At 71.6% G+C, this 18,823-nt stretch carries 16 protein-coding genes, 1 pseudogene and 2 riboswitches; of the genes and pseudogenes, 12 read left to right on the forward strand and 5 right to left on the reverse strand.

The features are described from left to right. Positions 1 to 97: 97 nt before the first annotated feature. Positions 98 to 289: riboswitch (cobalamin riboswitch) on the forward strand. 91 nt (positions 290 to 380) lie between these two features. Beyond that, positions 381 to 1,433 carry a cobalamin biosynthesis protein CobW gene (cobW, locus tag PKO50_RS27120; protein ID WP_275627769.1) on the forward strand — a complete coding sequence of 351 codons (1,053 nt, stop codon included), beginning with the start codon at positions 381 to 383 and terminating at the stop codon, positions 1,431 to 1,433. Positions 1,434 to 1,533: 100 nt separating this feature from the next. Then, entirely contained in the window at positions 1,534 to 5,265 is a 3,732-nt protein-coding gene (gene cobN / locus PKO50_RS27125; RefSeq protein ID WP_275627770.1) for a cobaltochelatase subunit CobN, read from the forward strand. A gap of 610 nt (positions 5,266 to 5,875) precedes the next feature. Here cobN and PKO50_RS27130 read toward each other — a convergent pair. After that, the gene (locus tag PKO50_RS27130) at positions 5,876 to 6,973 is read right to left on the reverse strand and encodes a 3-deoxy-7-phosphoheptulonate synthase (protein WP_275627771.1); all 1,098 of its coding nucleotides are present in this window, start codon (positions 6,971 to 6,973) and stop codon (positions 5,876 to 5,878) included. 275 nt (positions 6,974 to 7,248) lie between these two features. Further along, on the reverse strand, positions 7,249 to 7,383 hold the full coding sequence (locus PKO50_RS27135) for a hypothetical protein (protein WP_275627772.1): 135 nt from the start codon (positions 7,381 to 7,383) through the stop codon (positions 7,249 to 7,251). A 146-nt stretch (positions 7,384 to 7,529) separates the two neighbouring features. Between PKO50_RS27135 and PKO50_RS27140 the strand changes: the two genes are divergently transcribed. The 3 genes from PKO50_RS27140 to PKO50_RS27150 are packed head-to-tail and all read left to right on the forward strand — an operon-like array spanning position 7,530 to position 9,582. Beyond that, positions 7,530 to 8,531 (forward strand): AAA family ATPase, encoded by a 1,002-nt coding sequence (locus PKO50_RS27140; RefSeq protein ID WP_109933795.1) that lies wholly within the window; start codon positions 7,530 to 7,532, stop codon positions 8,529 to 8,531. Further along, a complete protein-coding gene (locus PKO50_RS27145; protein WP_275627773.1) occupies positions 8,456 to 9,211 on the forward strand; it encodes a VWA domain-containing protein in 756 nt (251 codons plus the stop codon). The genes PKO50_RS27140 and PKO50_RS27145 overlap by 76 nt, the downstream gene beginning before the upstream one ends. A 32-nt stretch (positions 9,212 to 9,243) precedes the next feature. Next, positions 9,244 to 9,582, forward strand: a complete 339-nt coding sequence (locus PKO50_RS27150) for a hypothetical protein (RefSeq protein ID WP_275627774.1) — start codon at positions 9,244 to 9,246, stop codon at positions 9,580 to 9,582. On the opposite strand, the gene PKO50_RS27155 is transcribed toward PKO50_RS27150, so the two are convergent. The 3 genes from PKO50_RS27155 to cbiE all read right to left on the reverse strand — a co-directional run bounded on the left by PKO50_RS27155 (position 9,579) and on the right by cbiE (position 12,427). Then, positions 9,579 to 10,202 carry a glutathione S-transferase gene (locus PKO50_RS27155; RefSeq protein ID WP_275627775.1) on the reverse strand — a complete coding sequence of 208 codons (624 nt, stop codon included), beginning with the start codon at positions 10,200 to 10,202 and terminating at the stop codon, positions 9,579 to 9,581. The two genes, PKO50_RS27150 and PKO50_RS27155, sit on opposite strands and share 4 nt — an antisense overlap. Before the next feature lie 297 nt (positions 10,203 to 10,499). Further along, entirely contained in the window at positions 10,500 to 11,228 is a 729-nt protein-coding gene (locus PKO50_RS27160; protein WP_275627776.1) for a cobalt-precorrin-6A reductase, read from the reverse strand. Continuing rightward, entirely contained in the window at positions 11,225 to 12,427 is a 1,203-nt protein-coding gene (gene cbiE, locus PKO50_RS27165; RefSeq protein ID WP_275627777.1) for a precorrin-6y C5,15-methyltransferase (decarboxylating) subunit CbiE, read from the reverse strand. The genes PKO50_RS27160 and cbiE overlap by 4 nt, the downstream gene beginning before the upstream one ends. A gap of 78 nt (positions 12,428 to 12,505) precedes the next feature. Next, positions 12,506 to 12,690, forward strand: a riboswitch (cobalamin riboswitch). A gap of 91 nt (positions 12,691 to 12,781) precedes the next feature. Between cbiE and cobG the strand changes: the two genes are divergently transcribed. From cobG to PKO50_RS27200, 7 genes and pseudogenes are all read left to right on the forward strand, one after another. After that, the gene (gene cobG / locus PKO50_RS27170; protein WP_275627778.1) at positions 12,782 to 14,110 is read left to right on the forward strand and encodes a precorrin-3B synthase; all 1,329 of its coding nucleotides are present in this window, start codon (positions 12,782 to 12,784) and stop codon (positions 14,108 to 14,110) included. After that, complete coding sequence (locus PKO50_RS27175; protein WP_275627779.1) at positions 14,103 to 14,729, forward strand: precorrin-8X methylmutase; 627 nt, start codon at positions 14,103 to 14,105, stop codon at positions 14,727 to 14,729. Before cobG ends, PKO50_RS27175 begins: the two co-directional genes overlap by 8 nt. Further along, positions 14,726 to 15,469 carry a precorrin-2 C(20)-methyltransferase gene (locus PKO50_RS27180; protein WP_275627780.1) on the forward strand — a complete coding sequence of 248 codons (744 nt, stop codon included), beginning with the start codon at positions 14,726 to 14,728 and terminating at the stop codon, positions 15,467 to 15,469. The genes PKO50_RS27175 and PKO50_RS27180 overlap by 4 nt, the downstream gene beginning before the upstream one ends. After that, on the forward strand, positions 15,469 to 16,377 hold the full coding sequence (locus tag PKO50_RS27185) for a hypothetical protein (protein WP_275627781.1): 909 nt from the start codon (positions 15,469 to 15,471) through the stop codon (positions 16,375 to 16,377). The genes PKO50_RS27180 and PKO50_RS27185 overlap by 1 nt, the downstream gene beginning before the upstream one ends. Positions 16,378 to 16,412: 35 nt before the next feature. After that, positions 16,413 to 17,119 (forward strand): annotated as a pseudogene (gene cobJ / locus PKO50_RS27190) (precorrin-3B C(17)-methyltransferase). Between the two features lie 131 nt (positions 17,120 to 17,250). Beyond that, the gene (locus PKO50_RS27195; RefSeq protein ID WP_109936705.1) at positions 17,251 to 17,751 is read left to right on the forward strand and encodes a sigma-70 family RNA polymerase sigma factor; all 501 of its coding nucleotides are present in this window, start codon (positions 17,251 to 17,253) and stop codon (positions 17,749 to 17,751) included. Further along, on the forward strand, positions 17,748 to 18,725 hold the full coding sequence (locus tag PKO50_RS27200; protein WP_275627782.1) for a FecR family protein: 978 nt from the start codon (positions 17,748 to 17,750) through the stop codon (positions 18,723 to 18,725). The genes PKO50_RS27195 and PKO50_RS27200 overlap by 4 nt, the downstream gene beginning before the upstream one ends. Positions 18,726 to 18,823: the final 98 nt, after the last annotated feature.

Here is an 18,823-nt window from a genome sequence, read left to right on the forward strand (position 1 = left end):
GGGCGATCCTTCCTCGGGCAATCGCCGGGCAGCACAGCACGGCCCAGGCAGAGCGTCAACCGGCCCGGTGGCGATTGACCACCCGCCGGGCACTGCGTAGCCTTTGCCGCTTCGAGGTTCTCCGGCCCGGCGCCGGAGCTAAGAGGGAACGTGGTCAAGGCCACGGCTGCCCCCGCAACTGTGAATGATCCAAACCCCTTCGAATGCCACTGCCCACGGGCGGGAAGGCGAAGGCCAGGCGCAAGCCGGATCGTGAGCCAGGAGACCTGCCTCGAACCAGCATTACCACAACCGGGCGGGGTGATCCGGTGGCGGCTTCCGACGCGCGGAACCTCCGTGCGCGCGCCCCTGCCTCCCGCCATCGCAGCGCAGAGGCGACCATGCAAACCCTGGCCAAGCTCCCCGTCACCATCGTCACCGGCTTCCTCGGCGCCGGCAAGACCACCCTGCTCCGGCACATGCTCGACAACGCCGAAGGCCGCCGCATCGCGGTGATCGTCAACGAGTTCGGCGAACTGGGCATCGACGGCGAAATCCTCAAGCAATGCTCCATCGGCTGCAGCGAAGAAGAAGCCGTGGGCCGCGTCTTCGAACTGGCCAACGGCTGCCTGTGCTGCACCGTGCAGGAAGAGTTCTTCCCGGTGATGCGCGAGCTGGTGGCGCGCCGCGGCGAGCTCGACCAGATCCTCATCGAGACCTCCGGCCTGGCCCTGCCCAAGCCCCTGGTGCAGGCCTTCCAGTGGCCGGAAATCCGCAACGCCTGCACGGTGGATGCGGTGATCACCGTGGTCGACAGCCCGGCGGTGGCCGCCGGAACCTTCGCCGCCCACCCCGAGCAGGTCGACGAGCAACGCAGGCAGGACCCGAACCTGGACCACGAATCGCCGCTGCACGAACTGTTCGAAGACCAGTTGGCCAGCGCCGACCTGGTGGTGCTGAACAAGGCCGACCTGCTCGACGCCGACACCCTCGCGCAAGTGCGCACCCACGTCGCCGAGGAACTGCCGCCGGCGGTGAAGATCATCGAGGCCAGCGCCGGCAAGCTGCCGCTGTCGGTGCTGCTGGGGCTGAACGCCGAGGCCGAGCTGCACATCGACAGCCGCCCGACCCACCACGACCATGAAGGGCACGAGGACCACGACCACGACGAGTTCGACTCCTTCCACGTCGACCTGCCGGAAGTGGAAGAGCGCGCCCTGCTCGACGCCCTCGAGCAACTGGTGGAGCGCCACGCGGTGCTGCGCATCAAGGGCTTCGCGGCCATCCCCGGCAAGCCCATGCGCCTGCTGGTGCAGGGCGTCGGCAAGCGCTTCGACAAACACTTCGACCGCAAGTGGCTGAGCGACGAAACCCGCGCCACCCGCCTGGTGGTGATCGGCCAGGAACTCGACCAGGCCAGCATCGCCAACGAACTGCGCACCGCACTGACCTGATGCCCTTCGTAGGAGCGAGCTTGCTCGCGAATGGCCCCGCAGCGGGGTTTGTTCGCGAGCAAGCTCGCTCCTACGCACAGCCCTCGACCAAGGCCGTACCATGCACCTGCTGCGCACCCAACCCGGCGGCTTCGTCCCCGACGACGGCATCGCCCACCTGGCCCAGACGCCCGCCGAGCTGGTCATCCTCTGCAGCGGCGATTCGCACCTGGCGCTGCTCGCCGAGGCCGCCCGCGAACTGCCGGCGGACTACCCGAGCCTGCGCCTGGCCAACCCCATGCAGCTGCAGAACCACGCCTCGGTGGACCTCTACGTCGACGAGGTGCTGCGGCACGCGAAAGTCATCCTGATCTCGGTGCACGGCGGCGTCGGCTACTGGCGCTACGGCATCGAGCAACTGGTGGCCCTGGCCGAGCGCGGCGCCACCCTGGTCCTGGTCCCCGGCGACGACAAGCCCGACCCGGAACTCACCGCCCTGTGCACCGTCGCCCCCGCCGAAGCCGAGCGCCTCTGGCAGTACCTGCGCCAGGGCGGCCTGGACAACGCCCGGCAGTTCTTCGCCAACCTGGCCAGCCGCTACCTGGGCCGCGCCTACCCCTGGGAGGAACCGCGCGCCCTGCCCCGGGTGGCGCTGCACCATCCCCGTCATGCCGCCGCCACGCTCGACCACTGGCAAGCCGAATGGAACGCCGACTGGCCGGTGGCGGCGCTGCTGTTCTACCGCACCCACCTGCAGGCGGCGAACACCGGTTTCATCGATGTCTTCTGCGAGCGCCTGCGGGCCCAGGGCCTCAACCCCCTGCCGATCGCCGTGGCCAGCCTCAAGGAAACGGCCTGCCTGGAGCAGGTCGAGGCGCTGCTGGACGCCGCCTGCGCCGAGCTGATCATCAACACCACCGGCTTCGCCCAGTCCAACCCGGAGGCGCCCCAGGCCCGTCCGTTCCGCCGCGACGTGCCGGTGCTGCAGGCCATCTGCTCGCTGGACAATATCGAGCAGTGGCGCGCCAACGCCCAGGGCCTGGGCCCGCGCGACCTGGCCATGCACGTGGCGCTGCCGGAACTGGACGGCCGCCTGATCACCCGGCCGATCAGCTTCAAGGGCCTGGCCTGGCGCAGCGAGCGCAGCCAGAGCGACGTGGTCTGCTACCTGGCTCACCGCCCGGGCATGGACTTCGTCGCCGAGCTGGCGCGGCGCTGGGTGCTGCTGGCGCGCAAGGCCAACGCCGACAAGCGCGTGGCGCTGATCCTGGCCAACTACCCGACCCGCGACGGGCGCATCGGCAACGGCGTCGGCCTGGATACGCCGGCGGCGGCGCTGAACATCCTGCGCGCCCTGGAGGCCTCGGGCTACCCGGTAGCCGGCCTGCCGGAGACTGGCGATGCGCTTATCCACAGCCTGCTCGGCGGCGTGAGCAACGACCTCGACAGCCTCGACCTGCGCCCCTGCGCGCAGAGCCTGGCGCTGGCCGACTACCAGGCCTGCTTCGCGCGCCTGCCCGACGCCAACCAGCGCGCCGTGCGCGAGCGCTGGGGCGAGCCCGAGCAGGACCCGATGTACCGTGGCGGGCGGATGATGGTCGCCGGCCTGCGCCTGGGCCTGGCCTTCGTCGGCATCCAGCCGGCGCGCGGCTACCAGCTCGACCCGGCGGCCATCTACCACGACCCGGCGCTGGTCCCGCCGCACGGCTACCTGGCCTTCTACTTCTGGCTGCGCGAGGCGTTCGGCGCCGACGCGGTGATCCACGTCGGCAAGCACGGCAACCTCGAATGGCTGCCGGGCAAGGGCGTGGGCCTGTCCGAGGAATGCTGGCCGGACGCGATCCTCGGCCCACTGCCGAACCTCTACCCGTTCATCGTCAACGACCCCGGCGAGGGCGCCCAGGCCAAGCGCCGCAGCCAGGCGCTGATCATCGACCACCTGATGCCGCCGCTGACCCGCGCCGAGAACTACGGCCCGCTGCGCGACCTGGAGCGCCTGGCCGACGAGTACTACGACGCCTCGCTGCTGGACCCGCGCCGCGCCGTGCAACTGCGCGGGGAAATCCTCGACGCGGTGCGCGCCGCCGCCCTCGACCGCGAGCTGGGCCTGCAACTCAACGACGACGAGGACAGCTGGCTGCCGCAGCTGGACGCCTACCTCTGCGACCTCAAGGAATCGCAGATCCGCGATGGCCTGCACGTGTTCGGCGAATCGCCGGTGGGCCAGCTGCGCCGCGACACCCTGCTGTCGCTGGTGCGCATCCCCCGCGGCGACGGCAAGGGCGGCAACGCCAGCCTGCTGCGCGCCCTGGCCGAGGACCTGCGCCTGGGCCGCGACCCGCTGGACAGCAACTTCGCCGAGCCCTGGGACGGCCCGCGCCCCGAGCGGCTGCAGGCCGTCAGCGACGAACCCTGGCGCAGCAACGGCGACACCCGCGAACGCCTGGAACTGCTCGCCCTGCGCCTGATCGAGGACGGCCTCGACGGCCCCGGCCCGGCCAGCGCGCTGGTCCTGCAGCAACTGCGCGAAAACGTGGCGCCGCTGCTCGACGCCTGCGGCGCCAACGAGACCGGCCAGTTGCTGGCCGGGCTCAACGGCCGCTTCGTCCCCGCCGGCCCCAGCGGCGCGCCCAGCCGCGGGCGGCTGGACGTGCTGCCCACCGGGCGCAACTTCTTCACCGTCGACGTGCGCAACCTGCCCACGCCCACCGCCTACCGCCTGGGCTTCCAGTCCGCCAGCCGGCTGCTGGAGCGGCACCTGCAGGACCATGGCGACCACCTGCGCCAGCTCGGCCTCTCGGTGTGGGGCACGGCGACCATGCGCAGCGGCGGCGACGACATCGCCCAGGCCCTGGCGCTGCTCGGCGTGCGCCCGGTGTGGCAGGCCGGCAGCCAGCGCGTGGAAGACTTCGAGATCCTGCCGCTGAGCCTGCTCGACCGCCCGCGGGTGGACGTGACCCTGCGCGTGTCCGGGTTCTTCCGCGACGCCTTCGCCAACCTCATCCGCCTGTTCGACGCGGCGGTACAGGCGGTGGCGGCGCTGGACGAGCCGGACGACATGAACCCCCTGGCTGCCCGCGTGCGCGCCGAAAGCGCCCAGTTGCAGGCCGGCGGCGTGGCCGAGGAAGAAGCCCGGCGCCAGGCCGGCTGGCGCATCTTCGGCGCCCAGCCCGGCGCCTATGGCGCCGGCGTGCAGGGGGTGATCGAGGAACGCAGCTGGGAGAACCGCGCCGACCTCGCCGCGGCCTACCTGAACTGGGGCGGCTACGCCTACGGCGCCGGCAACGACGGCACCCCGGCCCGCGAGCGCTTCGCCCGGCGCCTGGACGGCCTGCAGGCGGTGCTGCACAACCAGGACAACCGCGAGCACGACATCCTCGATTCCAACGACTACTACCAGTTCCAGGGCGGCATGCTGGCCGCCGCCGAGGTCATCCAGGAGCGCCGCGTGGCCAGCTACCACGGCGACCACAGCCAGCCGGACAACCCGCGCATCCGCACGCTGAAGGAAGAACTCGGCCGCGTGCTGCGCGCCCGCGCGGTGAACCCGAAATGGATCGCCGGGATGAAGCGCCACGGCTACAAGGGCGCCTTCGAGATGGCGGCGACCGTGGACTACCTGTTCGCCTTCGACGCCACCAGCGAACTGGTGGAGGACCACCAGTACCAGCTACTGGCCGACGCCTACCTGCTGGACGACGACACCCGCGAGTTCATCCAGCGGCACAACCCCGAAGCCCTGCGGGACATGGCCGAGCGCCTGCTGGAGGCGCAGCAGCGGGGGCTTTGGCAGGAGCCTGGGGAGTATCGTGAGGCGCTGGAGAACATCCTGGTGGATAGCGAGGAGCAGTGACGCTGAGGCTCTTCGTAGGAGCGAGCTTGCTCGCGAACGGAGTTTCCAAGTGGCTTAGGTGTCTAGGTTTGGCTCCGTCCCCTCTCCCCAACCCTCTCCCTGAAGGGAGAGGGGGCTAGTCCGTGCCGAGAATGGATTTGGCGTCAGCCGGCAACTTCGTACTAGCCGGCTAGCTCCGAAATACCCGAGCACTCCGAATAGCCCCCTCTCCCTTCAGGGAGAGGGGGCTTGTCCGTGCCGAGAATGGATTTGGCGTCAGCCGGCAACTTCGTACTAGCCGGCTAGCTCCGAAATACCCACGCACTCCGAACGGTCCCCTCTCCCTTCAGGGAGAGGGTTAGGGAGAGGGCGCTCTCATCCCTGGCACCGGCATGGCCGGAAAACTCCCTTCGCGAGCAAGCTCGCGCCTACAGGCACCCAGTAACGTAGGGCGTATAACCGTTCGCGGTTATACGCCGCTACACCCACCTCATGCCCGGCTTCCCGGTCGAACCCGAAGCGCCCCAAGACAGCGGCTCCGTGACGGCCCCCGGAGCACACGGAAACGTCGGATAAACGGCGTATAACGCGGAGCGTTATACGCCCTACGCCGAGCCCGCCACCGTTACGATTACCCCCGCCGCAACCGCCGCGCCGCATCCAGCAACAACGCCTCGGTCCCACTCCACCCCAGGCAGCCATCGGTGATGGAAACCCCGTAGCGCAGCTCGCCCTTCAGCGGCTGGCAGCCGTCGAACAGGTGGCTCTCCAGCATCACCCCGCGCAGCGACGCATCGCCACCCAGGCGCTGGTCGAGCACGCTGGCCAGCACCGCCGGCTGGCGCAGCGGGTCCTTGCTGCTGTTGGCGTGGCTGCAGTCGACCATGATCCGCGCCGGGATGCCCTGCTTCTCCAGCCCCTCGCGGGCCGCGCGCACGCTGGCCACGTCGTAGTTGGGGCCGCCGTGGCCGCCACGCAGCACCAGGTGGGTGTCCGGGTTGCCGAGGGTCTGCACCAGCGCCGGGCGGCCCAGGCCGTCGATGCCGAAATGCTGGTGCGGGTGTGCCGCCGAGCGCATGGCGTCGCAGGCGATGCCCAGGCTGCCGTCGGTGCCGTTCTTGAAGCCCACCGGCAGATCCAGGCCGCTGACCATCTCGCGGTGCACCTGCGACTCGCTGGTACGCGCGCCGATGGCCGCCCAGCCCAGCAGGTCGTCGAGGTAGCCGGCCACCAGCGGCTGAAGCAGTTCGGTGGCCACCGGCAGGCCGCGTTCGAGCATGCCCAGCATCAGCCGCCGCGACAGCGCCAGGCCCTCGGCCATGTCGCCGCTGCCGTCCAGGTGCGGGTCGTACACCAGGCCCTTCCAGCCGATGGTGGTGCGCGGCTTCTCGACGTAGGCGCGCATCACCAGCAGCAGTTGGTCGCTCACTTCGGGGGCCAGGGCGGCGAGGCGCTCGGCGTAGTCGAGGGCGGAATCGGCGTCGTGCAGGGAACAGGGGCCGACCACCACCAGCAGGCGCGGGTCGCGGCCGTCGAGGATGGCGCGGATGGCCTGGCGGTCGTGCTGTACGCGTTCGGCCAGGGCGGCGGAAAGCGGCAGGCGCTGGCGCAGTTCGGCGGGGCTCGGCAGCGGCTGTTCGCGGCGGCGGAGGCTGGGGCGCGGCAGTTCGAGGACTTCGGCGGACTGCGGCAGGTCGTTGCGGATCAGGGCGGAAACGGAGGAATTCATGGACTGGCATCCTTGGCCGGCGCGGTCGTGGCCGCGCGCGGCGCTATCTGAGTGTTCGACTGAGGTGTTCGGGTGTGGCAGCGGTACGGCTGCTAAATCGCCAGTCGGAGGTGCGGTAATAGCGGTAGGTGGTGTAGGCGGTCATGTTTCGATCCTCTGGTTGAAGTGCTTTGGCCTTGTGGGCCGGAAAAACAAAAACCCCGGTCGGGTTGCCGACCGGGGTTTCGTGAAGCTGTCTGGTTGGCGACCCTGCTTGCTAGGGCGCCTGTGGGGTATCAGGCGCGCCTGTGGCTAAACCAATACCCATAGAAGAAATAACCGGCGGCAGCGGCCAGCACCTGCGCGCGAACGACCGCGGAGCCAAGGGCACCGGGGTGGGCGAGGGACTGGATGGACAGGCTGGACGGCATGGTTATCTCCACAAGATGCCGGCCAAGCTACCGCATCGGCGCCGGGCTTTCAATCATCCTTTCCTATCGCCTTCATCGATGGCGCCTCGCCCGCCCGCGCCGGCTTCGCTACCATTCGCCTTCACGCACGCCGCAGGTAACGCCCCATGCAACCGCACTTCCCCCTGGCCGCCGTGGTCGCCGCCGACGACCTGAAACTGGCGCTGTGCCTGGCCGCCATCGACCCAGCCATCGGTGGGGTGCTGATCGAGGGCCCGCGCGGCATGGCCAAGTCGACCCTGGCCCGCGGCGTGGCCGACCTGCTCGACGGCGGGCGCTTCGTCACCCTGCCCCTGGGCGCCAGCGAGGAACGCATCGTCGGCACCCTCGACCTAGACGCCGCCCTGGGCGAGGGCCGCGTGCGCTTCTCCCCGGGCATCCTGGCCAATGCCGACGGCGGCGTGCTCTACGTCGACGAGGTCAACCTGCTGCCCGACCACCTGGTGGACCTGCTGCTGGACGTGGCCGCCAGCGGCGTCAACCACGTCGAGCGCGACGGCCTGTCCCACAGCCACCCGGCGCGCTTCGTGCTGATCGGCACCATGAACCCCGAGGAAGGCGAGCTGCGCCCGCAGCTGCTTGACCGCTTCGGCCTGAAGGTCGAGCTGGGCGGCACGCCGGCGCCGGCCGAGCGCGCCGAGATCGTCCGCCGCCGCCTGGCCTTCGACGCCGACCCACAGGCCTTCCTCGGCCACTGGCAGGCCGAGCAGGACGCCCTGCGCCAGCGCTGCGCCCAGGCCCGCCGGCGCCTGCCCGGCATTCCCCTGGACGACGCCGCGCTGCAGGCCATCGCCGAGCGCTGCTACGCCGCCGGGGTGGACGGCCTGCGCGCCGACATCGTCTGGCTGCGCGGCGCCCGCGCCCATGCCGCCTGGCGCGGCGCCGAGCGCATCGAGAAGGAGGATATCGACGCCCTGGAGCCCTTCGCCCTCGCCCACCGCCGCCGCCATGCGCCGCCACCACCGGCGCAGCCGCAGGCGCCTCAGGCCCCTGCCGCCAACCAACCCGAACAAGGCACACAGAACGAAGGCCAGTGGGGCGAACTGCCGCCCCGCGCCGTGCCCGCCGGCGCCGCCCGCGAACTGCCGCGCTGGCCAAAAAAGCCCTGAGCATCCGCCCGCGCCCGGCCCCAGGCGCGGATGCCAGCCCCACACCCGGCCAGTCCGCCGGCGGCCGCAGCGGCGCCCGCCGGCAGGGTACGCACTCGCGCATCGACTGGCCGGCCACCTTGCTGCGCGGGCGCCCGCAACGGCGTGACCAGTTGGTGCTGCGCGCCCGCAGCGCCAAACCCCGTGAACTCTGGCTGGTAATCGTCGACGCCTCGGCCAGCACCCGCCGGCATGGCGCCCTGAGCCAGGCCAAGGGCCTGCTGGCGGAAGTCTTCGAGCAGGCCTACCGGCAACGCGCGCGCCTGGCCGTGCTGCATGCCGCGGGGCAGCAGCCACGCTGGCTGTGGCAGGGGCAGAAGGCTTCGGCGCAACTGCGCGACTGGCTGCGCGACCTGGGCGCCGGCGGCGGCACGCCGCTGCCCGAAGCCCTGGCCCAGGCCGCCGACTGGCTGCAGCAGCGCCAGCGCCACAAGCCCGGCGAGCGCCAGCGCCTGCTGATCGTCACCGACGGCCGCCTGCGCGACTGCCCGCCCCTGGCGCCCCTGCCCTGCGCCAGCCTGCTGGTGGACATCGAGAGCGGCCCCGTGCGCCTCGGCCGTGCGCAACACCTGGCCGCGGAACTGGAAGCGGATTACCGGCACATCAGCGAACTTCCCTGGAAGACCCAGCTACCCTCGTAAACCTACATATTCCAGCGCCCAGGAAGACCATCATGACGACAGTAGCGATTCTCTACCGGGAAACTGATACCGGGGAAATATCCGAACTGTTATGCAAGCATCAGCTGTTGATGCTGCCCGCAGTGATGCGCAGCGAAGGCCGACGACTGGCCGCAACACTGGACAGTGCGCGCGACGAGAATGGCAATGGTGTACTGCTGCTGGAGATTCCAGTGCAGACGCGTGAGTATGGCGAAGACTTCATCGCCGTCTTCTTCCATACCAACCGCTACGACTACCGCAGCCAGGGACAGCTGCAAGCCACCATGCAAAGGGCCCAGAATGCATGGGAAGACGCGGGTGGGCCGAACGAGTTCTTCGTCGAAACCTAGGGCAGCCCGTTGCAGCCATGCTCGCGATAGCCAGGTCGCCGGCTCAGCAGCTCGTAGTAGGCAGCTACCGCGGGCAGCTCGGGGCGCGGCAGCGGCGTCATGAACCAGCGCTGCACGGACAACCCGAGGACGATGTCGGCCAGGCTGAAGGCTGTGCCAGCGACGTAGGCGCCGGTCTTCTCCAATTGGGCGTCGAGGATTTGCATGTGCCGCACCCACTCGCGCTCACCGGCGGCCAGGGCCGCGGCATCGGCATGCGCCGGGCTGTTGCGCACCCGCGCCATGAACACGTAGCGCCAGGCATTGTTCAGCTCGGTGGCCTGCCAGCCCATCCACTGCTCCACCCGCGCCCGCTCGCGGGGCGCGGAAGGCAGCAGGTCGTCGCGCGGGTACTGGCTGGCCAGGTAGCTGCAGATGGCGTTGCTCTCCCATAGCACGAAGTCGCCGTCCACCAGCACCGGCACCAGCGCATTGGGATTGAGGGCGAGGAATTCGGGCGCGTCCGTGGCGCGAAAGCCGCTGCCCCAGTCTTCCCTATGGTAGGGAAGCTGCAGCTCGGCGCAGGTCCACAGCACCTTGCGCACGTTGATCGATGAGGCCTTGCCGAGGATTCGCAACATTCCGCCACTCCCTGTTCGCGTCGTGCGCATGACCGTTCGCGGTTATACGCCGGCGCCCCCCGCCGCGTCGATCGCGCCGGCTGACGCCGGACAACCCGCCCACGCCGAACGGCCCCCTCTCCCGCTTGCGGGAGAGGGTTGGGGAGAGGGGCTCTCATGCGCCAACCGGCGCTATCGATCCACCTCGTACAGCTCCAGCTTCGGCAATGTGTCGGCGAGCGGTTCGCGAGCAAGCTCGCTCCTACAGGCGATGCACCTGTGCTTTTCGTAGGAGCGAGCTTGCTCGCGAACCCGGCCCTACAGAAGCGGCTCCAGCGCTGCCCATAGCACCTCGACGCTATCGAACTGCCGATCCACCTCGGGCAATTCCGGCCGCGCCAGGATCAACACCGGCACACCCCGCTCGCGCGCCACCTGCAGCTTCGGCTCGGTGGCCTGGCTGCCGCTGTTCTTGCTCACCAGTACGTCGGTGTCCAGGCGCGCGAACAGCTCGCGCTCGCCCTCCAGGCTGAAGGGCCCACGGGCGCCCAGTACCTCGGCGCGCTCGGTGCCTGGCAGGCTCTGCAGGCAGCGCAGGGTCCAGAACTGATGTTCGGGAATTTCGCCGAGGTGTTCCAGCGGCTCGCGGCCCAGGGTGAACAGCGGCCGGCGGAACGGCGCCAGCGCCACGATCAGTTGCGCCCAGCCTTCCACCTCGCGCCAGTCGTCACCAGGCCCGGGCTGCCAGCCGGGACGGCGCAGGGCCCAGCAGGGCACGCCGGCCAGCTGCGCCGCGCGGACGGCGTTGCGGCTGATCTGCGCGGCATAGGGATGGGTGGCGTCGAGCAACAGGTCATAGTCCTGCGCGGTGATGAACGCCGCCAGGCCCTCGGCGCCGCCGTAGCCGCCCACGCGCACCTGGCAGGCGAGGTCGTCGGGCACCTTGCCCAGGCCGGCCAAGCTGTACAGGTGGCGAGGGCCGAGGCGGCGGGCGATGGCCAGGGCCTCGCCGATGCCGCCCAGCAGCAGGATGCGCTTGCCGCTCACGGCTTGCGCACCGCCAGCAGGGTGATCGGCAGGGCGGCGCGCCAGGTGTCGAAGCCGCCCAGGGGCTGCGCCTGGGCCACCTGCAGGCGCACCAGCTCGCCGCCGTGGCGCTCGCGCCAGGCGACCAGGGCCGCCTCGCTCTGCAGGGTCACGGCATTGGCCAGCAGGCGCCCGCCGGGCTTGAGATTGTCCCAGCACAGCGCCAGCACGCCGGGCACGGTGACGCCGCCGCCGATGAAGATGGCGTCCGGCGCCTCCAGGCCTTCCAGGGCCTGCGGCGCGTGCCCGGCCACCAGTTGCAGGCCGGGCACGCCGAGGGCGTCGCGGTTGTGGGCGATGTGCCCGAGGCGACCCTCGTCGGCCTCGATGGCGATGGCCCGGCACGCGGGGTGAGCGCGCATCCACTCGATGCCGATGGAGCCGCAGCCGGCACCGACGTCCCAGAGCAGTTCGCCCGGCTCCGGGGCCAGGCGCGCGAGGGTCACGGCGCGCACGTCGCGCTTGGTCAACTGGCCGTCGTGGCGGTAGGCGTCGTCGGCCAGGCCGGGGGTCAGCGGCAGGCGCCGGGCATCGGCGCCTGCCACGCAATCGATGGCCAGCACGTTGAGCGCGGCGGCCTCCTCCAGCGACCAGTCGGCGGCCAGGCCGTCGATGCGCCGCTCGCGCTCGCCGCCCAGGTGCTCCAGCACGCTCAGCCGGCTCGGCGCGAAACCGCGTTCGCGCAACAGCGCGGCGACCGCCGCCGGGCTGCGCCCATCGGCGCTCAGCACCAGCAGCCGGCGCCCCGGGTGCAGGCGCAGGTTCAGCGCCGCCAGCGGCCGGCCCACCAGCGACAGCAACTCGACGTCCTGCAGTGCCCAGCCCAGCCGCGCCGCGGCCAGGCTCACCGAGGACGGCGCCGGCAGCACGCGCATTTCCGCCGCCGCCAGTTGCCGCGCCAGGCTCGCGCCCACGCCGAAGAACAGCGGGTCGCCGCTGGCCAGCACGCAGGTCGGGGTGCCGCGCCGCGCCAGCAGCGGCGCCATGTCGAAGGGGCTCGGCCAGCGCGTGCGCTGTGCGCCGATGCACGGCGGCAGCAGGTCCAGCTGGCGCTCGCCGCCGAACACCTCGCTGGCCGCCAGCAGGGCGCGGCGGGCGGTCTTGCCGAGGCCGGGGTAGCCGTCCTCGCCGATGCCGACGATGGTCAGCCAGGGCGTCATGGGAAGTCCTCGCAGGTTGCGACACCGCGCCGCCGGCGTTCCGACGGGCAGGGTTTTCAAGGGGTCGGGCAAAGCGGGCATAATACAGCCTTCGTCGGTGCCCATCAGGGCCGAAGAGGGAACGCGCAGGAGCCATCCAAGCGCGGCTGCCCCCGCAACTGTAAGCAGCGAGTCCACGCGTCATTGGCCACTGGGAGACCGGGAAGGCCGCGTCGGGCGACGACCTGCCAGCCAGGAGACCTGCCGACGGGACCAGTCGCGCGTGCAAGCATCGAGCGGGGTGTATCGATGTTGTAGGTCTTCCCATATGTGGGGCGATCCGCAAGGTCACCGCGACCCAGCCATGGTGACCCTGTGCCGAGCCAGCCGCCCGTCCCCCCTGTCGAAATCCGCCCGTCGCCCTGCCCGGGGCTGTTGCGCGTGGTCGCCTCCGGCGATGGCGGCATCTGCCGCATCAAGCTGCCCGGCGGGCGCCTCGACGCCACCGGTGCCAGGGCCATCGCCCGTGCCGCCGAGCGCCATGCCGACGGCGTGCTGGAGGCGACCAACCGCGCCAACCTGCAGATCCGCGGCGTGCACGAAGGCGCCGGCGCGGCGCTGTCCGCCGAGCTGCTGCAGGCCGGGCTGGGCCCGCGGGTCGCCGCCGCCGATGATGTGCGCAACCTGCTGCTGAGCCCCGCCGCCGGCCTCGACCCGGCCCAGGCCCTGGACGTCTCGCCGCTGGCCGCCACGCTGCTCGACCTGCTGCAGGACAACCCGCGCTTCCACGGCCTGTCGCCCAAGTTCGCCCTGCAGCTGGATGGCGGCGAGGGCCTGGCGATGCTGGAGCACCCCCACGACATCTGGCTGTCGGCCATGGACGCCGGGCGCTTCGCCTTCGGCCTGGCCGGCTGCCCGCCGCTGCGCGCGCAGGACAGACCCGCGCTCGCCGCCATCGCCAGCGAACAGGTGCCGGCCCTGGTCGAGGCGCTGCTGAACCTGTTCCTCGACCTGGCCGGCGAAGGCGTCTCGCGCATGCGCCAGTTGCTGACAAGCCTTCCCGCCGAGGACCTGCTGGCGCGCCTCGACCTGCCGCTGCAACAGGACGTGGCCGACTGGCGTCGCCCCGCCGTCGCGCCCTTCGCCCATCTGGGTATCCGCCCGCAGCGCCAGAGCGGCCTGTGCAGCGTCGGCGCCGGCTTCGTCCTCGGCCGCCTGCACGCCGGGCTGCTGCGCGAACTGGCCGGCCTCGCCGAGTGCGAAGGCGACGGCGGCCTGCGCCTGACACCCTGGCAGGGCCTGCTGCTGCCCAACGTACCGGCTGCGCGGGCCAGCGCCGTGCTCGCCGCACTCGACAGCCTGGGCCTGATCACCTCGGCCGAACAGCCGCTGTCCCGGCTGGTCGCCTGCAGCGGCTCCAGCGGCTGCGCCCGCGGCCTGGCCGACACCAAGGCCGACGCCCTGCGCCTGGCCGAACGCCTGGGCGCGCCGCTGCCGCCCAGCGTGCACCTGTGCGGCTGCCCGCGTTCCTGCGCCGCCGCCCACGTGGCGCCCCTGACCCTGCTGGCCGTCGCCGACGGCCGCTACGACCTCTACCGCCGCGCCCCCGGCCACGCCGGCTTCGGCCAGCCGCTGGCGCGCGACCTGTCCCTCGACGCCGCGGCCGACCGGCTGCGCGACCCCGGAGTCTTCCCCGATGCTTGACTACATCCGCGACGGCCAGGCGATCTACCGCCAGTCCTTCGCCACCATCCGCGCCGAGGCCGACCTCTCGGCCATCCCCGCCGACCTGGAGAAGCTCGCCGTGCGGGTGATCCACGCCTGCGGCATGGTCGACGTGGTGCAGGACCTGCGCTTCTCCGCCGGCGCCGGCAGCGCCGGCCGCGCGGCCCTGGCGGCCGGCGCGCCGATCCTCTGCGACGCGCGCATGGTCGCCGAGGGCATCACCCGCGCGCGCCTGCCGGCGCACAACGAAGTCATCTGCACCCTCAACGAGGCGGACGTCCCGGCCCTGGCCCGCGAGCTGGGCAACACCCGCTCGGCGGTGGCCCTGGAGCACTGGCGCCAGCACCTGGAAGGCAGCGTGGTGGTGATCGGCAACGCCCCCACCGCGCTGTTCTACCTGCTGGAAATGCTCGACGCCGGCGCGCCGAAACCGGCGCTGATCCTCGGCTTCCCGGTGGGCTTCGTCGGCGCCGCCGAATCCAAGGAGCTGCTGGCCGCCGACAGCCGCGGCGTGCCCTACGTGATCGTCCGCGGCCGCCGCGGCGGCAGCGCCATGGCCGCCGCCGCGGTGAACGCCCTGGCCACGGAGGTGGAATGATGGGCGGCCGCCTGCTCGGCCTGGGCGTCGGCCCCGGCGACCCCGAGCTGATCACCCTCAAGGCCCTGCGCCTGCTGCAGTCGGCCCCCGTGGTCGCCTATTTCGTGGCCAAGGCCAAGCACCACGCGGGCCAGGGCGGCAACGCCTTCGGCATCATCGAGCAGCACCTGGGGCAGGCCCAGGTGCGCCTGCCGCTGGTGTACCCGGTGACCACCGAGAGGCTGGAGCCGCCGCTGACCTACGAGACCGTCATCAGCGACTTCTACGACACCGCCGCCGAGCAGGTGGCCCGGCACCTGGACGCCGGCCGCGACGTCGCGGTGATCTGCGAGGGCGACCCCTTCTTCTACGGCTCCTACATGTACCTGCACGACCGCCTGGCCGAACGCTACCCGAGCGAAGTGGTGCCCGGCGTGTGCTCCATGCTGGGCAGCGCGGCGGTGCTCGGCGTGCCGCTGGTGTACCGCAACCAGAGCCTCTCGGTGCTCTCCGGCGTGCTGCCGGAAGACGAGCTGAAGCAGCGCCTGGCCAGCGCCGACGCGGCGGTGGTGATGAAGCTCGGGCGCAACTTCGACAAGGTCCGCCGCGTGCTCCGCGCGCTGGGCCGCGACGACGGCGCGCACTACGTGGAGCGGGCGACCATGCGCGAGCAGCGCATCGTGCCGCTGGACGAGGTGGACCCGATGGCTTCGCCCTACTTCTCCATGGTGGTGATCCCCGGGCAGAGGTGGCGCGGTTGATGAACGCCTCCCCCGCCATCGTCATCCTCGGCGCCAGCGCCCTGGCCACCGCCCGGCGCGTGCAGGCGCTTTATCCACGGGCGCGCATCCACGGCCTGCAGGGCCGCGTCGAGGGTGCCGACGAGCCCTACCAGGATTTCGGCGACACCCTGCGCGCGCTCTACCGCGCCGGCACGCCGATCATTGCCCTGTGCGCCGCGGGCATCGTCATCCGCAGCCTGGCCCCGGCGCTGCAGGAAAAAGGCGCCGAGCCGCCGGTGCTGGCCGTGGCCGAGGACGGCAGCGCGGTGGTGCCGCTGCTCGGCGGCCTGGCCGGGGTCAACCGCCTGGCCCGCGAGATCGCCGCCGCCCTGGACGTGGCGCCGGCCATCACCACCAGCGGCGAGCTGCGCTTCGGCGCCTGCCTGCTGGAGCCGCCGCAAGGCTACGCCCTGGCCGACATCGAGCAGGGCAAGCGCTTCGTCGCCGACCTGCTCGGCGGCGAAAGCCTGCGCATCGAAGGCGACGCCCCCTGGCTGGCCGCGGCGCGCCTGCCGCTGGCCGAGGATGCCCGGCGCCGCGTGCGGGTGACCTGCGAGGCACGCCCGGCACAGCGCGACGAATTGCTGATCCACCCGCGCCAGGTCCTGGCCGAAGTGCAGGCGCCGGTCGACGACCTCGCCGCACTTGTCCACAAGGCATTGGCGCACGCCCACCTGGCCCGGCCGCCCTTGCTGCCCTGCTCGCCCCGCGCCGGCACATGGCCGACGCGCGCCTGGCGGAAGCCGCCCGGGCCCTCGGGGTGCCGCTGCGCTTCGTCGCCGGTGAGCCACTGCCACCCGTGCATGGCGCGCACGAGGGCATCCACCTGCGCCTCGCCGAATCCCCCGCGCAGGCCGCCGCCATCGGCCGCCCGCGCGGGCGCCTGAGCGTGATCGGCCTCGGCCCCGGCGCCGCCGAGCACATGACCCCGGCAGTGCGCCGCGCCCTGGACGAAGCCCAGGACCTGCTCGGCTACGAGACCTACGTGAAGATGGCCGAGCCGCTGCGCGCCGACCAGGTGCGCCACTGCAGCGACAACCGCGAAGAGATGCAGCGCGCCCGCCATGCCTTCGAGCTGGCGGCCGGCGGCCGGCGCGTGGTGGTGGTGTCGTCCGGCGACCCGGGGTGTTCGCCATGGCCGCGGCGGTCATCGAGGCCCTGCACGAAAGCGGCGAGGCCGAGTGGCACAACGTCGAGCTGGAAGTGCTGCCCGGGGTCTCCGCCGCCCTGGCTGCCGCGGCCAAAGCCGGCGCGCCGCTGGGCCACGACTTCTGCCTGATCTCGCTGTCGGACAACCTCAAGCCCTGGGAGGTGATCGAAAAACGCCTCGACCACGCCGGCGCCGCCGACCTGGCCATGGCCTTCTACAACCCCATCTCCAGGGCCCGCCCCTGGCAGCTGGGCCGTGCCCTGGAGATCGTCCGCCAGCACCGCGCGGCGGAAACCCTGGTGGTGCTCGGCCGCGACATCGGCCGCCCGGCCGAGGCGCTGCGCAGCCTCACCCTCGGCGAACTGCAGCCGGAGATGGTGGACATGCGCACCCTGGTGATCATCGGCTCGTCGCTCACCCGCCGCTTCCCCCGCGCCGGCGGCGGCGACTGGGTGTACACGCCGCGCTGGTATCGCTGAGGCAGGTGTATCGGCGGATAACCGCGGACGGTTATCCGCCCTACGTCCCTGGAAGTTCGGCCCCGCTTGCAAATGGCCAGCGCGTTGATGAAAATGCGACGGATTATCATTCTTCATTTTCCGGCGCCGCCATGGCCTCCTCCACCCTCGACATCGACCGGCTGTACAGCGACCACCACGGCTGGCTGCATGGCTGGCTGCGCAGCCGCCTGGGCAACGCCGCGGATGCCGCCGACCTGGCCCAGGACACCTTCCTGCGCCTGCTGCTCAAGCAGGAGCTGCTGGAGCTGCGCACCCCGCGCGCCTTCCTGCGCACCATCGCCCGCGGCCTGGTGATCGACCACTGGCGCCGCGAGGAGCTGGAGCGCGCCTACCTGGAATCCATCGCCCACCTGCCGGAGGCGGAAGCGCCCTCGGCGGAAACCCGCGAAATGCTCCTGCAACTGCTGGAAAGCATCGCCCGCCTGCTCGACGGCCTGAAGCCCAAGGTGCGCAGCGCCTTCCTCCTGGCCCAGTGCGAAGGCCTGCCCCATGCGCAGGTCGCCGAACGGCTCGGCGTCTCCGTGCGCTCGGTGGAGCGCTACGTGGCCGAGGCGCTGTTCCACTGCTACCAGGCGCGCTACGCCGAATGAACGCCAGCGCCGAACTGCAGCCTGACGCCCGGGTGGTCAAGCAGGCCATCCAGTGGACGCTGCGCCTGGCCGGCGGCGTCGACCCGCAGTTGCAGGAAGCCTGCGCCCGCTGGCGCGCCCAGCGCGCCGAACACGAACTGGCCTGGCAGCGCGTGCAGTCGCTGAACCAGGAGCTGCGCAGCGGCCTGCAGAGCGTGCCGGGCAGCCGCGTGGCCCTGGAGACGCTGGAGAAGGGCAGCCAGCGCCTGCAGCGGCGCCAGGCCCTGAAGCTGCTGTCGCTGGTCGCCCTGGGCGGCTCCGCGCTGTGGCTGAGCCGCGACCTGGGCCCCTGGCAGCGCTGGAGCGCCGACTACGCCAGCGGCGTCGGCGAGCGCAAGCGCTTCGTCCTGGCCGACGGCAGCAAACTGCTGCTGAACACCGACACCGCCGTCGACGTCTTCTTCGCCCCGCAACAGCGCCTGCTGGTCCTGCAGCGCGGCGAAATCCTCGTCAGCACCGCCAAGGACCCCGCCCGGCCGCTGCGTGTGCGCAACCGCGACGGCCTGTTCGAAGCCCTGGGCACCTGCTTCGTGCTGCGCCAGGATGCCCATGACAGCCTGCTCAGCGTGCAACAGGGCGCCGTGGCCATCGCCCCGCGCCGCCTCGGCCAGGCCCGCACGGTGGCCGAGGCCGGGCAGCGCTACCGCGTCGACGCCGACGGCGCCACGCCCCTGGCCGCCACCGGCATGGACAGCAGCGCCTGGGCCGAGGGCCTGATCGTCAGCCGCGACATGCGCCTGGCCGACTTCCTCGCCGAGGTCGCCCGCTACCGCCACGGCCACCTCGGCTGCGACCCGCTGGTGGCCGACCTGCGCCTGTCCGGCGTGTTCCGCCTGGACGACACCGACAAGCTGCTCGACCTGCTGCCGCGCACCCTGCCGGTACGGGTCATGCGCCGCAGCGACTGGTGGGTGACCGTCGAGGCCCGCACCTGAACCGGACTCCCCTGTAGGAGCGAGCTTGCTCGCGAACGGAGTTTCCCGGTCGTGTCGGCGCCTGGCATGAGAGCGCCCTCTCCCTAACCCTCTCCCTG

It is taken from the genome of Pseudomonas sp. 273, assembly GCF_029201425.1.
Lineage (GTDB): Bacteria > Pseudomonadota > Gammaproteobacteria > Pseudomonadales > Pseudomonadaceae > Pseudomonas > Pseudomonas delhiensis.

Bases quoted from the DNA above. Each gene is read 5' to 3' on its own strand.
- PKO50_RS27140 (WP_109933795.1), top strand. From the start codon at position 7,530: ATGCAACCGCACTTCCCCCTGGCCGCCGTGGTCGCCGCCGACGACCTG.
- PKO50_RS27135 (WP_275627772.1), bottom strand. From the start codon at position 7,383: ATGCCGTCCAGCCTGTCCATCCAGTCCCTCGCCCACCCCGGTGCCCTT.
- cobW (WP_275627769.1), top strand. From the start codon at position 381: ATGCAAACCCTGGCCAAGCTCCCCGTCACCATCGTCACCGGCTTCCTC.
- PKO50_RS27130 (WP_275627771.1), bottom strand. From the start codon at position 6,973: ATGAATTCCTCCGTTTCCGCCCTGATCCGCAACGACCTGCCGCAGTCC.
- PKO50_RS27175 (WP_275627779.1), top strand. From the start codon at position 14,103: ATGCTTGACTACATCCGCGACGGCCAGGCGATCTACCGCCAGTCCTTC.
- PKO50_RS27200 (WP_275627782.1), top strand. From the start codon at position 17,748: ATGAACGCCAGCGCCGAACTGCAGCCTGACGCCCGGGTGGTCAAGCAG.
- PKO50_RS27185 (WP_275627781.1), top strand. From the start codon at position 15,469: ATGAACGCCTCCCCCGCCATCGTCATCCTCGGCGCCAGCGCCCTGGCC.
- PKO50_RS27155 (WP_275627775.1), bottom strand. From the start codon at position 10,202: ATGTTGCGAATCCTCGGCAAGGCCTCATCGATCAACGTGCGCAAGGTG.
- cbiE (WP_275627777.1), bottom strand. From the start codon at position 12,427: ATGACGCCCTGGCTGACCATCGTCGGCATCGGCGAGGACGGCTACCCC.
- PKO50_RS27180 (WP_275627780.1), top strand. From the start codon at position 14,726: ATGATGGGCGGCCGCCTGCTCGGCCTGGGCGTCGGCCCCGGCGACCCC.
- PKO50_RS27195 (WP_109936705.1), top strand. From the start codon at position 17,251: ATGGCCTCCTCCACCCTCGACATCGACCGGCTGTACAGCGACCACCAC.
- cobN (WP_275627770.1), top strand. From the start codon at position 1,534: ATGCACCTGCTGCGCACCCAACCCGGCGGCTTCGTCCCCGACGACGGC.
- PKO50_RS27150 (WP_275627774.1), top strand. From the start codon at position 9,244: ATGACGACAGTAGCGATTCTCTACCGGGAAACTGATACCGGGGAAATA.